Below are 12,357 nucleotides of genomic sequence, written 5' to 3'. Positions count from 1 at the left end.
AAATTATTAATTCAATCTTCAAATAAAATGATAGTTATTCATATTATAAGTAAAAAAATGAGGCAAGAATAACATGGAGGTCAAGAGAATTCTTCTTAAAACTTGTACATCTCATGTGAACGGTTTTCCTACCCCCATTTGTTGCAATTAATAAACAAATGATGAGAAAAAAAGCGTTCAATTGGGAAAAAACCTGCTGTTACAACCGGTAATAGGAAATCCCATTCTCCTCTGCCACTTCGCGGTCAACCATGCCACGGACATCCACAAGAACCGGGTTGGCATTCATCAAGTCACGGATGTGATCAATTTTCATGGACCTGAACTCATCATGAGCAACGGCAATGATGATGGCATCGACTTTTTTGTCGAGCGCCGGAAGAGGAATAGCACCAAATTTCCGGATCACGCTGTCAGGCAGCAAAGGATCATACCCGTAAACCGTTACACCAAATTCCTTTAATTCCGCTACCATCTCTTCAACGGGGGACTCACGGATATCCGGAACATTTTCCTTATAGGTAAGTCCCATGATCAGGACATCTGAACCTTTGATAACGTTCCCGGCATTATTCAGCCCCTTGACCACCATGTCCGCGACATACTTTGGCATGGAGTCGTTGATTGCGCGACCGGCAAGAATCACCTGGGGATGGTACCCGTATTCCTGAGCCCGGGCAACCAGATAGTAGGGATCAACCGGAATACAATGGCCTCCGACAAGACCAGGTGTAAAATGCATGAAATTCCATTTTGTTCCGGCTGCTTCCAGGACATCCGCCGTATTAATGCCGAGACGGTGGAAGATAATGGTTAGTTCATTCATAAGCGCGATATTGAGATCCCGCTGGATATTCTCAATGACCTTGGCTGATTCGGCAACCTGGATGCTCTTTGCACGGTATACGGTCGTTACTTTGCCATAGAGGCGGGCAAGGTCCTCAAGGGTCTCATCATCCATGCCGGCAACAATCTTGGTAATTTTTGCAAGCTCGTGAGCATCATCACCGGGATTGATCCGTTCCGGGGAATAACCGATCCGAAACCCTTCCCCGCATTTCATACCGGATTCTTTCTCCAGAATGGGGCGGATAATCTCCTCCGTTACACCCGGGTACACGGTAGATTCAAGAACAACGGTTGCACCTTTTTTCAGGTGTTTACCGGCAATAGTAACTGCACCCCTGACCGGGGAGAGATCGGGCTGTTTGTTTTTTGAGACCGGTGTCGGCACGCAAATCAGGATATAATCCGCGTTATGGATATCTTCCGGGTTACTTGTTGCAGAGATCTTTGATCCTGATTTCCGGATCTGATTGATTTTATTTGTATCAATATCAAATCCAATCGTTTTCACGTGCTGCGAGAATGCTTCCGCAAGAGGATAGCCGACATATCCAAGGCCTATTACACAGACCGTCACGCGGTCATTCTGTCCTTGTACCATTGTACTGTCTCCTGTAATCCTGTTTTTACCGTATATGCCGGGCTGTAGCCGAATGCTTCGCGGGCACGGGTACTGTCCGCAAGCGAATCATGGATATCCCCGGGGCGGGCGGGCTCATAAACCGGTGATGTCTCGATTCCGGTAAGGTTCATGATCATGTTTGCAAGGGAATTAAGATCAATCTGCTGCCCATAGGCAATGTTGCAGACGCCTTCAGCCGAACTCTCCATTGCCCGGACGTTTGCTGCTGCTACATCTTTTACATACGTAAAGTCCCGGGTCTGAGTACCATCGCCATAAATTATCGGTCGTTCATGAGCCAGGATGCGGGTGATGAATTTCGGGATCACTGCAGCATAATCTGATTTTGGATCCTGCCGGGGACCAAAGACATTGAAATACCGGAAAGAGAGTGTCTTTAATCCATAAAGTTCCGAGAATACCCGCAAATACTCTTCACCGGCATGCTTGGATACGGCATACGGTGATTTGGGGCTGGGACACATGGATTCCCTCTTTGGAAGGGTCGGAGTGTCGCCATACACGGACGATGAAGAGGCAAAGAGCACTTTTTTTACCCCGGCATCACGCGCTGCAACAAGAACATTGAGTGTGCCGGAAATGTTCGCTTCATTTGTTGCAACAGGGTTGTTCACGGACCGTGCAACGGAAGCAATCGCCGCTTCGTGAAAAATGCCATCAACGGATTCACAGGCGGTTTTAAGGGTTGCCGGGTCGGTTATGCTCCCGTTAATTATGTGGATTTTGCTATTGTCCTCCAGGTGAGAGATATTTTCTTTCCTGCCGGAAAAAAAATTATCGAGAATTATTACCTCATGACCGCATGCTAAAAGATTGTCGGTAATATGAGAACCGATAAATCCTGCTCCTCCTGTAACGAGATATTTCATGTAACCCTCCTCAGTGAATTGACGGGTGTTGCTCTGATGAAATCCATCCCATTCCGGAACCTTTTGGAAAGGGAAACCACCATGTAATAATAAATTATACTAATATTATTTGTATCTGAAATAATTTAATTGAACGGTTCAATAATGGGGAACGATTCCATTCTCTTTGGATAACCTTAAAAAAATACTATTTATCCTGTTGCAGACCTGCGTGCCATAAAACCCCTGTTGATTTGAATGCATATCCGCAAAAATACCCCCGAATCGGCCCCCGTTTCCGCCCGGCATATCCCGGTGAAAACCGTATTTCAGGTCTTCTGTCCACCAGAGGAGCTTCCGTCCGAATCTGCACCCGGATTGGACAAAATACCGGTAAAGTCAGGACCAAATCCTTCCTCTTTAATGGTGTTCCGGAGGATGCATTTTTTGCACATTTTGTTCATTGAGGAATCCCGGAACCTGCCACCGGTCGCATCCATGGACGATTTTTTTTATTCCGGGAATCGGCAAAAATGATGAATAATGGTGGGTAAGGGCAATAATCGATCAAACGAGTGCTGCGATACGATATTTGTCAGATAACTTCAAATGGGGTAGAAAAATAATCGTATTCCGGGAGATAGGGCCGGTTGACCGGCCCCGAATTTTCTTCCATTCAGCAAAATTCAAGAACCCTTTCTGACAGAGTATAATTTGCCACACGGCCGGACCTCAGGGCCGGACGGAATCGGCGAAGACTTTCTCCGGACCGTATCGCAGATAGCGTACGCTTTCGTAAAAGCGGACGAGATCACCAAAAAACATTCTCCGGAAGTATCGCGGATAGCGTACGCTTTCGTTCAGCCCGGGCGATTGTCCGGCACGCGGCAGGAAATGCATGACATGACACACACAAAAGAGAATACAGAGAAACGGGAGACGAATTACTGCAGCGGAACCCTCCGCACGGAAAATAGTACCGGTTCCGGGGCAGGCCGGAGAAGTCATACTGCGCGAACCTCCCGGGTTCCTGAGGTACGGTATGTCGAACAGACCGGGACACCGGATTATTTCCGGCTGGAGCACCTGGCACACCAGTCAATCCGGAGTGATGCAGGATGAGCCGGGGAAAGAGGCCGGTTGTTGCGATTGGCGAGGCAAAGCGTGCGGCGGTTGCAGCAGGGTTCATACTGATCGAACTTAAAACGGTAACAGTGCTTCCGTTCGACTTCGTGGTCCGCCGGGACGGGGTGACGATCATTGTCCGGGTCAGGAGACTCAAACAGGCGGGGTTCAGGATTGAAAACATCCTGAGTGCCTGTGAGCAGCAGATCCAGGAATTAAGGGATCGTTCTTTGATGAAAGAGCTGATCCCGGAGCTCTGGGTACGGGGCCCGGCCCGGGCATTTCACCGGTACCGGGTTTTGCCGGAAACCGTACAAGAGATTGGAATTGGCGTCAAACCGCCGGAAACGGTACCCGAAGTCAAATCATTCAGTATCATTGAAGATCCGGTACACCGTGACTCCCCGTCACGGGTTATAGGAATCCCATACGAGGCCCGTCTGCCTGCAACACCAATAATCACCCAAAAGGATCCCGGCCCGGAACTGACGGATGGTATGGGGATTACTGCCTTCAGGAAATAAACGATTTGTGGGAACTATCCATGCTGGTCGGGATCTACCGAAAACTCCGGGTCTGGGGATCGCACCTTACTCTGGTACCATATTCCGGAAGAGGATATTCAAACGACAAAAAGGGTGCACACAATCCGGAACCGGGTAATTCTGCCGGGTTACGGCAGAGTTATCTGTGACACCCCCCTCTTTTTTTCCAGTTTATTTTCAAATTATTGGCGTGGTCCTTTGGACAGACATGTATCGTTTCGTCATCCCTCTTAATATGCTAAAAACTCTCGTTTTTGGCTTTATCTGTTAAAAACAATCATACGGTCTGGCGATAGCTCTTAAAAAAAAGAAGTTTTGTGGATGTAACCCATAGTCCCGGATAGATTCTGATTCTTTTACCGGAGTCAACATGCACGTTTGTCCGGATAAAAAAGTGTGAGATTTTCGCTATCCTCTATTGTTTTTTGTATCCACGGTATTTTCCCAGGAAATGACCTTTAATCCGGAAATTCGGTTAAAATGAGCGTCCCTACTGAGCAATGGGACTTCAAGAACGAGACATGCTGCTGCAATCCAGATATCATTCTCAGGAATTGGATTCCCCCGTTGCTTCAGATCAAAACGAACTGTGGCATACCGTGCAGCAATGGCTTCGTCGATCTGCATTACAAGAGAATACTCGATAAATTTATATACAAATTTTTCATTGTGTCTGGTTTTTGTACTGTTTAATGCACCATACAGGAGTTCGCCAATAACAGTAACCGGTAAAATGATTGCATCTGCTTCATCGACCTGGTTACATACGTCAGGAATACCCTCCCGGTAGGCGATGACAGCATTGGTATCTAACGCTAATTTACCAACTTCCTTCAATCCTTTCAAACTCCTCATCAATACATTTCTGCATTGCCCGTGATTCGTCATGGGTTATTGTTCCTGCTAAATTCCGAAGACCTTTTTTGACTGGACGTCGGGAGAATATCACGACCATTCTCTCATGTTCTTTAATACCTTCAACCGGCTCAATCGGTTTAAAAACATTATTTTCGTACACAACTTCAATCGCCCTTGTCATAATTGCACCACCCCCATTTATTGCATTTATAGTTAGGATTACATTTTACGGCAAATAACTTGTTGGTTCAAGATAATTGAACCCGTCATTATGACTCACAAACAACAACACGTTCTGCTAACACCAGAGCTTCATGATATTCGTCATCACTGACCGGACCCTCCAGTCCGGGATATCGGGTTTGAGCTGCATAGAGCGTGAGTGTGGAGGCAGTTTTTATCTCCTGAGGGATGACGGTACCATTTTCTCCAAGAGCTGCCAAAAGCTGCGAGATATCAGGATATAGGTGAATGCCACGTTCTATAGATGTAAACCGCCTTTATCGCATTCCCTGTTGCTGTCTGGACCCGGATGCAAAGGTCTTCCGGATAAATTTCACGGGAATGCTGTTTTGCAAGAGCCAGATTGTTTTTTGCACGATTCAGCCATTCAGCCGGATTATCTGGTGCAATCTTTTCCGTTTCATAGATCATAACTCCCCCGTATGGCCGGATAAATTATCCGGAATGGAGAGTACACCTTGTTCCCCCATTTTGATGATGTAAATATTCTCCAGACTCTCTAAATTTACATTCTCAAATTATTTAAATAATCTAAAAACGCACGTAAACACATATGGGCACCATTACGATAAGCATCAATGATGATATCGAGAAACGTTTCCGGGAGGCAGCAAAGAAGAAGCTCGGGGACCGGAAAGGATACCTTGGCAAGGCAACAGCCGAGGCCCTGGAGAGCTGGGTGAATAACCAGACCCAGGATGAGATCGCACGCGACGCTCTTGCACTTCTGGAAACCGGATATCATCTCGGCAGGCATGCCTGTACGGAACGAAAGGACCTCTATGACCGCACAACCGGCACTTATTGATACGAATATTCTCTGCTATGCCCTTGATGCCGGGGAGCCGGAGAAGCGGGCGGTTGCTGTGGAACTTCTCTCGCAATGCTGGCGCTCCGAGATCGATCTCACGGTGTCAGTACAAAACCTTGCGGAGTTCTCTGTCGTTATGACTGAAAAAGTCAAACACCCGGTACCGGATGCCGTTGTTACACGATTTATCCGGGACATTGTCTCGTTCGATGGGTGGAGGGTGATCGGCTATGACCCGGGAACGATTATGGATGCAATCGATATCCGGCGCACGTACTCTCTTCACTTTTGGGACGCCCTGCTTGCGGCAACCATGAAACAGCACTCGGTTGGTATGATCTATACAGAAGATTCGCATTTTAAAAAGATCCCGTGGATACAGGTTAATAACCCGTTCACGTAAACAAGGTCCCGTTCCGAAATAATTATCGTTAATTATTGCTACATTTTTTATATGTTCTCTCTCCCAGTGGATCATCCCGCGAATTGCATATTACCCGATTCATGAGGCCTGTATCCGATCCGTGGGGAAGCTCGTCCTTTAGGGTAATGATAATTGAAATACAGCCGAATATGGCTCTTTTTCTGGTTGGAAAATTTTGGTGAAGAATGCATTCCGGCTAGTCAGGCCACCTCACATCAATGAAAACCGGGGCTCTGGTGAATTTTTATTTTCATATTGTTCGATTATTCTTAATCGTGACGGAACGTGTCCCTCCCACACTTCCGGAGGGGGTGGCAACTCCCGGGGAAATCCCCTTGCCACCCGTGAGTAAAATCCCTCTCTCGAAAGCGTTTCAGCAGAGCCAGAAAACGCTATTCTTTCAGTAAAGGATTGGATCGTATGAATATCCTTTATATCATCAAATGTCCATCCAATATACATAGCGTTGTGAATTATGAACATCAGCATTGGCTCCCCGTATGAAGCGGTAATAAAAAGGATCATTGAAAAAGGATATGCCGGAAACCAGACTGAGGTTATCCGCCAGGCTATTCTCGCCTATGAACGAATGCTTGAGGATGAAGAACTCATGCTTGTTCATAGAGCAGTTACGATTGAAGTGAGTGAGATGAAGGCTAAGAAGAACTCAACCCACTCATTTGCTGAGATACAGAAGATTCTCAAAGGCTGATGTTTCTACGAATTATGGAACTTGTTTTTTCCGATTCTGCCAAAAAAGAATTGTCAACAATGCATCAGGACATGAAATCTGTATTCCTTATGCATCTTGAAAAAATACATGCCAGGCCCCCACGTAAACATATGAAACATGGCATTCCCTGTCATGTTGAGAACGTAACGAAACAAGCGAGAATAATTTACGATATCAGTGAAGATCGAACGTATATATTGCACTGCTTCACCAGTCATAAGGAATACGAGCACTGGTACAGTTCTTATAAATGATATACGATCAAAATCCCTTTTTATCGAAATCCCCAAAAATTTTTCAGGGCATACCCTCATCCGGCTTGGGATGACTTTATGATAACTACCGCCAAAATACGCTCAAAATCGGGACCTTTTCAGTCCGAAATATCCTGGTGGACATATTATTTCAGAGGGTAAAGTACCAATCTAGCCCCGAACCTCACTCTAACAATCATCCGCCCCCCTTGCGCCAGCCCTGCGCCCATTGGGGGCGGGGACGCATGCGATTTCTCTGAATTAACTAAGATCCCATTTAGATAATACAGCACTATCGCACCCAGGGGCGCCATAGCGGCGGGGCGAAGCCCCTGGAGCGTTAGTGTTTTCCGGACCAACCGGATGTCCTTTTTACAATACATTTTAGGCATGCAATTTATACCGGTTTTCACTCCGAAAATCCTTCCGGAATTTAGGGGCTGAAATAGTACATTACCCATTTCAGATCTTCTGTCCACCAGAGAAACATTCGCTCAAATCCATTCTCGTAAATCTCGGTAAAATCCACAACAAATCCTTTCTCTTTATTGGTGTTCCGGAGGAGACATTTTTTGAACATTTTGTCCATTGAGGAATCCTGGAACCTGCCAGCAGTCGCAGCCTTGGACGTTTTTTATTCCGGGGATTGGTAAAATGATGAATAATGATGGGTGTAGGCAATAACTGATAAAACGATCGCTGTGATATGATATCCGGTATATCCCCTCGAAACAGCGTAGAAAATCAATCTTATTCCAGGGAATTGGGAGAAATTCGGGCCCGGCGATTTTAATTCCCTTCAGTAAAATTCAAGAGCCCTCTCTCCCGGGGTATGTTTGCCACATGGTCTGAAAACAGGCTGCAGCCTTTGAAAAGCGCTTCTCTGATCGTATCAGCGGATAGTGTACGCTCTGGTACTTGCCCGGAGATTCTTAAAAACCATCCATCGGATAACCAGATTCACGGATAAAAAAAGATCAGCCGGTTTTAATGAACACGGCGTCAGATATCGCTTTGAAATGAGGATCACCGGTGACCACGGTATGACCCCCGGATCGGGCGGTTGCGAGGATGATGGTATCGGCAATCCCACCTTTAAATCCCTCATTTTTGAATTCACCGGCAAGAATGGCAATATCTTCTGTTACCGGGATAACAAGACTCCGGATACCTATCTCTGAAACAACATGACGGATATTCTCCGGATTCTCGTGGTTCTGATGAAGGAATTTTATCATCTCGGTGAGGGTAATTGTGGACGTGAACAAGTCGAGGCTGTCATTTTCGATATACTCATTCACGCGTGAATCTTCACCGAGATAATATTCAACCCAGACCCACGTATCAATGACGAATCCGATGAGAATCATCCTCCTCGCGGGTAAAATGACCGATACCGGGTAATTTTCCGAATGACGACGGGAGATGTTTCCGTCGCTCGCGGATCAGGAACAGAATTGCCTGATCATAGGTCTCGACTCCGGACTGTTCTTTGATTTTATCCAGGTAATCCTTGGTATGAGGGGTAACCTGGATCGTGGTCTTAGAAACTTTTCCTTTCCGTACGGTCAGATCAAGATTTTGAGGGGGATGAATTGCCTGAGTCATACTATAGACTACAGCAGGACACATTATTAAATTTCGTATCAAAAAAGTCGCAAACCGTGGAAGTGACCTACATCGGGATATGGTACAATAAAAATTTTTCCCCTTATCCTGACATGATCTGAAATTTTATCAATCATCGTTAAAGGCTTTCGGTTGTTTTTTTTCAGTGTAGTATCCCGAAATCATTTGACATCAAATGTAAATATCGATGTGAGTAAACTATCAGATCGGGATATCGAGAGACTAATCAAGCAATGGCTGAAAGAGAAGCCGGTTTCAGAGATAGCTCGGGATTTCCAAGTCACTCGCCAGCGGATTTACCAATTAATCACTCAATTCGAACAGAGACTGGTAATCCCCGAACTTCGTTGTCCTGGAAGAAAGCCAGAACCTATCGATTCAGAAACTGAACAGATAATCCTGGAATCATATTACGAGAACGATCTCGGTCCCGTTCATCTTGAGAAAAAGATCGAACAAACACGCGGGATCCACATCCCTCACAACCGGATCTATCGTGTCCTTCTCTCGCACGGGCTTGTTGAGGTGAACATGAAGAAACGCAAACAACGGAAGTATGTCCGCTACGAACGGGCTCATTCTATGTCGCTGTGGCAAGGGGACTGAAAAGAGTTCGAAATTGACGGAACCAAACGTTGGGTTGTCGCATTTATTGACGATTCGTCCCGGCTCATTACCTGCTGCGGTGTCTTCGATTCTCCTACCACACAAAACACCATTACAGTACTTAACCAGGGATTCACTGAGTACGGGACTCCGCGGGAGATCCTGACGGACCATGGTACGCAATTCGTTTCAGCTCGCGACCGGGAAAATGCCCGACACACCTTCGGAGAGTTCCTTGATCAAAACGGAATCAAACACATTGTCGCTCGAATAAAACATCCACAGACCAACGGGAAGATCGAGCGTTTCTTTGGAGAGGTTGAACGGAAAATTCCTCGTTTGGGTTCAATTGACAAAGTCGTTCGGTGGTACAATGTCATCAAACCTCACATGAGCCTTGACTGAGATGAGCCGTGTAATGTATTCTGGTACAGATTGCCTCCAGAGAGGATTTTGGATTATGCGAAGAAATGGTTATATGTGTAAAATTAATTTGGGATATCACAGTTGTTTTTTTTCAGATCAATGAAATTATTGATGAACTGAAACAGATTCAATTGCAAACTATCCGATGCGGATATACATATCATATGTAATGTGAAATTCCCTCTTTAAACAGATCATAGTAAAAAGACGCTCAATATAGGCTCCGTTTCCACCCGTCAGATCACTGTGAACACATTCTTCCGGGTCTTCTGTCCACCATCTGAATTTCCGTCCGAATCTGCACCCGGATTCGACAAAATATCGGTAATGCCAGTAACAAATCCTTCCTCTTTAATGGTGTTCCGGAGGATGCATTTTTTGCACACTTTGTTCATTGAGGAATTTCGGAACCTGCCACCGGTCGCATCCATGGACGGTTTTTTTATTTCGGTATTTGGTAAAAATAGTGAATATGGGTGGGTTTCGGCAAGAATCGATCAAACGGGCGTTGCGATACGATATCCGGTACATTCCGGAACATCGCAGAAACAGGATCTCATTCCTGTGGCTTATGAGAAACACGGGCCAACCGGTTTTTCTCCCTTCATCAAAATTCAAGACCCCTCTCTGACAGAGGTATATTTTGCCCCACTGCTTCAAACGGGCAGCAGCTTTGCAAAAGCGCTTCTCTGATCGTATCAGCGGATAGCGCACGCTCTGGTACTTGCCCGGAGATTCTGAATGCCGTGCGGCAGGAGACATACATTGATAAATCACTCAAAGGGATTGATTGATGAAAAGGTACGTCCTGACAGGACAGAAAAATGTGGCCTGCATGAACTCGCTAACTCCATTGGATCAGGAGAATGTAGAAACAAGACCGGAAAAACCGGTCTGCAATCACATGTAATGCTCAACGAACTCACGTCCGGAAAAAATTGTTCGAATGTTTCGGGACATGAAATGAGGCAGGGGGTGACAGGATGACCCGGGGATACAAGCCGGTCGTTGCAATCACTGAAGCCCAACGTCATGCAATTGGATGGGGATTAATCATGATTGGCCTGATCACAGATGCAAAACTTGCGTTCGACTTTATTATCCACGACCGGGGATGCACAAGTCTTGTGCGGGTCCGGAGACTGAAGTATGCCGGTTTCAGACTGGAAACTATCGGGAGATCCTGTGCACAGGAAATCAGAGAGTTGCGGGAGCTTAAGGTCCCTGAAGGAATTTACCGGGAACTCTGGGTGAGAGGGCCGGAACGGACATGGCACCGGTACCGGATTCTTCCGGAAACCATAGACCCGTTGCTAATCCGTCGCTCATTCGAAGTGATAACCATTAATCAATAATCATTTTTGGGAAAGGAGATCCTGCTGAACCGGAATAGTCTGGTCTCTCCCCTTTAATAACCGGGATTATTCAGGACCTTTTTTTGTATCCCCTTCCATGGTACTGTGCAATCGTTTATCGAAGATTGTTCCAAATCCTGTATTCAGGCAAACCGTAATTCTGATAATTTCCCGGATGACCTGCAAAAACAGGTGACCGTACAGCCACCTGTTTTTTGGATATCAATACGCAAACGCCAGGTACAGAATTGTGGTTGAATTCAACAGGGTGATATGCATCCTTTTTAGATCCTGTGCATTAAATACTGTATCCCGGGTTCGGATCTTCATGAACCTATTGTTCATCTTTGTGATACAGCGAAAGAAAAATAACGGTATCCTGCTGTTTTGTATATATATAGGACAACCTGAACGGAGGAATATACACTTCCCGTGTTCCTTTTTTGCAGTATCGCATTGGTTTTCCCGTTTCCGGGTGGTTAACAATTTTAATGAGCTGGGCTTTGATCCGCTCTTTGATGGAATGATCCTGGATCTTTCTGATGGTTTTTTCAAAGCCCGGACTGTAGGCAACTGTCACCATGATGCAAGTTCGTTGATGAACTCTTGTTTTTCCTTTACCTTGAATAATCCTTTCCGGTACTCGGCAAGTGACTGTTCCGTTTTTTCTGCAAATTCGATATCTTCTTTTAATGCAGCTTCAAATCCTCCCAGTGGTTTGATGAGATATCGTTCACCATCACGGACGATAAGAAGTTCTTCGCCTTCTTTTAAGCCTTTTCTCATGGATGCAGGAATGACAATCTGTCCTTTCGAGCTCATACGGATAATGCTGGCTTCCATATTAATCAGTAAGATACATCTTACTTAATAGGATATTATCATTTGGACAGATACAATACAGTTGTAGGGAATTTGCTCTCTGACCGGTGAGTTGGGATGGCGGGTCTGATGAATCCGGTTTTTCACTATTCCAAAAAAGAATGAAATTCCGGGATATACTTCAATTAT

Annotated in this window: 17 protein-coding genes and 1 pseudogene; 8 read left to right on the top strand and 10 right to left on the bottom strand. The window is 45.7% G+C overall.

From position 1 onward, the window contains the following. Nucleotides 1–199 precede the first annotated feature (199 nt). On the bottom strand, nucleotides 200–1,447 hold the full coding sequence (locus tag WC593_13715; protein MFA4826203.1) for a nucleotide sugar dehydrogenase: 1,248 nt from the start codon (nucleotides 1,445–1,447) through the stop codon (nucleotides 200–202). Then, entirely contained in the window at nucleotides 1,420–2,358 is a 939-nt protein-coding gene (locus WC593_13710; protein MFA4826202.1) for an SDR family oxidoreductase, read from the bottom strand. Before WC593_13710 ends, WC593_13715 begins: the two co-directional genes overlap by 28 nt. 882 nt (nucleotides 2,359–3,240) lie before the next feature. Here WC593_13710 and WC593_13705 point away from each other — a divergent pair. Together WC593_13705 and WC593_13700 are read left to right on the top strand one after the other, a co-directional pair. Beyond that, a complete protein-coding gene (locus tag WC593_13705) occupies nucleotides 3,241–3,459 on the top strand; it encodes a hypothetical protein (protein MFA4826201.1) in 219 nt (72 codons plus the stop codon). Further along, nucleotides 3,456–3,986 carry a hypothetical protein gene (locus tag WC593_13700; GenBank protein ID MFA4826200.1) on the top strand — a complete coding sequence of 177 codons (531 nt, stop codon included), beginning with the start codon at nucleotides 3,456–3,458 and terminating at the stop codon, nucleotides 3,984–3,986. Before WC593_13705 ends, WC593_13700 begins: the two co-directional genes overlap by 4 nt. Before the next feature lie 429 nt (nucleotides 3,987–4,415). On the opposite strand, the gene WC593_13695 is transcribed toward WC593_13700, so the two are convergent. Together WC593_13695 and WC593_13690 are read right to left on the bottom strand one after the other, a co-directional pair. Further along, nucleotides 4,416–4,844: a type II toxin-antitoxin system VapC family toxin gene (locus WC593_13695; protein MFA4826199.1), complete on the bottom strand. Its 429-nt coding sequence runs from the start codon at nucleotides 4,842–4,844 to the stop codon at nucleotides 4,416–4,418. Beyond that, a complete protein-coding gene (locus tag WC593_13690) occupies nucleotides 4,828–5,046 on the bottom strand; it encodes an antitoxin family protein (protein MFA4826198.1) in 219 nt (72 codons plus the stop codon). Before WC593_13690 ends, WC593_13695 begins: the two co-directional genes overlap by 17 nt. A gap of 615 nt (nucleotides 5,047–5,661) precedes the next feature. On the opposite strand from WC593_13690, the gene WC593_13685 reads away from it, so the two are divergent. Together WC593_13685 and WC593_13680 are read left to right on the top strand one after the other, a co-directional pair. Beyond that, nucleotides 5,662–5,916, top strand: coding sequence for a hypothetical protein (locus WC593_13685; GenBank protein MFA4826197.1), 255 nt, complete (start codon nucleotides 5,662–5,664; stop codon nucleotides 5,914–5,916). Further along, nucleotides 5,891–6,322 (top strand): PIN domain-containing protein, encoded by a 432-nt coding sequence (locus WC593_13680; protein ID MFA4826196.1) that lies wholly within the window; start codon nucleotides 5,891–5,893, stop codon nucleotides 6,320–6,322. Before WC593_13685 ends, WC593_13680 begins: the two co-directional genes overlap by 26 nt. A gap of 231 nt (nucleotides 6,323–6,553) precedes the next feature. Here WC593_13680 and WC593_13675 read toward each other — a convergent pair whose 3' ends face one another. After that, a complete protein-coding gene (locus WC593_13675) occupies nucleotides 6,554–6,826 on the bottom strand; it encodes a hypothetical protein (GenBank protein MFA4826195.1) in 273 nt (90 codons plus the stop codon). Between WC593_13675 and WC593_13670 the strand changes: the two genes are divergently transcribed. Further along, entirely contained in the window at nucleotides 6,819–7,055 is a 237-nt protein-coding gene (locus tag WC593_13670) for a hypothetical protein (protein MFA4826194.1), read from the top strand. The two genes, WC593_13675 and WC593_13670, sit on opposite strands and share 8 nt — an antisense overlap. Before the next feature lie 708 nt (nucleotides 7,056–7,763). Here the strand turns inward: WC593_13670 and WC593_13665 are convergent. From WC593_13665 to WC593_13655, 3 genes are all read right to left on the bottom strand, one after another. Beyond that, nucleotides 7,764–7,919: a hypothetical protein gene (locus tag WC593_13665; protein MFA4826193.1), complete on the bottom strand. Its 156-nt coding sequence runs from the start codon at nucleotides 7,917–7,919 to the stop codon at nucleotides 7,764–7,766. Between the two features lie 388 nt (nucleotides 7,920–8,307). Next, on the bottom strand, nucleotides 8,308–8,700 hold the full coding sequence (locus tag WC593_13660) for a PIN domain-containing protein (protein ID MFA4826192.1): 393 nt from the start codon (nucleotides 8,698–8,700) through the stop codon (nucleotides 8,308–8,310). Then, complete coding sequence (locus WC593_13655; protein ID MFA4826191.1) at nucleotides 8,675–8,938, bottom strand: hypothetical protein; 264 nt, start codon at nucleotides 8,936–8,938, stop codon at nucleotides 8,675–8,677. Before WC593_13655 ends, WC593_13660 begins: the two co-directional genes overlap by 26 nt. Before the next feature lie 210 nt (nucleotides 8,939–9,148). On the opposite strand from WC593_13655, the pseudogene WC593_13650 reads away from it, so the two are divergent. From WC593_13650 to WC593_13640, 3 genes and pseudogenes are all read left to right on the top strand, one after another. Continuing rightward, nucleotides 9,149–10,051, top strand: a pseudogene (locus WC593_13650) (IS481 family transposase). Between the two features lie 267 nt (nucleotides 10,052–10,318). Further along, nucleotides 10,319–10,684, top strand: coding sequence for a hypothetical protein (locus WC593_13645; protein MFA4826190.1), 366 nt, complete (start codon nucleotides 10,319–10,321; stop codon nucleotides 10,682–10,684). Between the two features lie 290 nt (nucleotides 10,685–10,974). Next, nucleotides 10,975–11,346, top strand: a complete 372-nt coding sequence (locus WC593_13640) for a hypothetical protein (GenBank protein ID MFA4826189.1) — start codon at nucleotides 10,975–10,977, stop codon at nucleotides 11,344–11,346. A 334-nt stretch (nucleotides 11,347–11,680) separates the two neighbouring features. Here the strand turns inward: WC593_13640 and WC593_13635 are convergent, their stop codons facing one another. Next, complete coding sequence (locus WC593_13635; protein MFA4826188.1) at nucleotides 11,681–11,929, bottom strand: type II toxin-antitoxin system RelE/ParE family toxin; 249 nt, start codon at nucleotides 11,927–11,929, stop codon at nucleotides 11,681–11,683. Further along, the gene (locus WC593_13630) at nucleotides 11,923–12,189 is read right to left on the bottom strand and encodes an AbrB/MazE/SpoVT family DNA-binding domain-containing protein (protein ID MFA4826187.1); all 267 of its coding nucleotides are present in this window, start codon (nucleotides 12,187–12,189) and stop codon (nucleotides 11,923–11,925) included. The genes WC593_13635 and WC593_13630 overlap by 7 nt, the downstream gene beginning before the upstream one ends. Nucleotides 12,190–12,357 lie beyond the last annotated feature (168 nt).

The organism is Methanoregula sp., assembly GCA_041645435.1.
Taxonomy (GTDB): domain Archaea; phylum Halobacteriota; class Methanomicrobia; order Methanomicrobiales; family Methanospirillaceae; genus Methanoregula.
The sequence above is the reverse complement of the archived record's forward strand: the minus strand, read 5'-3'. Positions and strand labels throughout refer to the sequence as shown.

Coding starts and splice junctions, on each gene's coding strand:
- WC593_13715 (MFA4826203.1), bottom strand. CDS start 1,447: ATGGTACAAGGACAGAATGACCGCGTGACGGTCTGTGTAATAGGCCTT.
- WC593_13630 (MFA4826187.1), bottom strand. CDS start 12,189: ATGGAAGCCAGCATTATCCGTATGAGCTCGAAAGGACAGATTGTCATT.
- WC593_13660 (MFA4826192.1), bottom strand. CDS start 8,700: ATGATTCTCATCGGATTCGTCATTGATACGTGGGTCTGGGTTGAATAT.
- WC593_13635 (MFA4826188.1), bottom strand. CDS start 11,929: ATGGTGACAGTTGCCTACAGTCCGGGCTTTGAAAAAACCATCAGAAAG.
- WC593_13690 (MFA4826198.1), bottom strand. CDS start 5,046: ATGACAAGGGCGATTGAAGTTGTGTACGAAAATAATGTTTTTAAACCG.
- WC593_13685 (MFA4826197.1), top strand. CDS start 5,662: ATGGGCACCATTACGATAAGCATCAATGATGATATCGAGAAACGTTTC.
- WC593_13680 (MFA4826196.1), top strand. CDS start 5,891: ATGACCGCACAACCGGCACTTATTGATACGAATATTCTCTGCTATGCC.
- WC593_13645 (MFA4826190.1), top strand. CDS start 10,319: ATGCCAGTAACAAATCCTTCCTCTTTAATGGTGTTCCGGAGGATGCAT.
- WC593_13640 (MFA4826189.1), top strand. CDS start 10,975: ATGACCCGGGGATACAAGCCGGTCGTTGCAATCACTGAAGCCCAACGT.
- WC593_13675 (MFA4826195.1), bottom strand. CDS start 6,826: ATGTTCATAATTCACAACGCTATGTATATTGGATGGACATTTGATGAT.
- WC593_13655 (MFA4826191.1), bottom strand. CDS start 8,938: ATGACTCAGGCAATTCATCCCCCTCAAAATCTTGATCTGACCGTACGG.
- WC593_13665 (MFA4826193.1), bottom strand. CDS start 7,919: ATGGACAAAATGTTCAAAAAATGTCTCCTCCGGAACACCAATAAAGAG.
- WC593_13705 (MFA4826201.1), top strand. CDS start 3,241: ATGACACACACAAAAGAGAATACAGAGAAACGGGAGACGAATTACTGC.
- WC593_13670 (MFA4826194.1), top strand. CDS start 6,819: ATGAACATCAGCATTGGCTCCCCGTATGAAGCGGTAATAAAAAGGATC.
- WC593_13710 (MFA4826202.1), bottom strand. CDS start 2,358: ATGAAATATCTCGTTACAGGAGGAGCAGGATTTATCGGTTCTCATATT.
- WC593_13700 (MFA4826200.1), top strand. CDS start 3,456: ATGAGCCGGGGAAAGAGGCCGGTTGTTGCGATTGGCGAGGCAAAGCGT.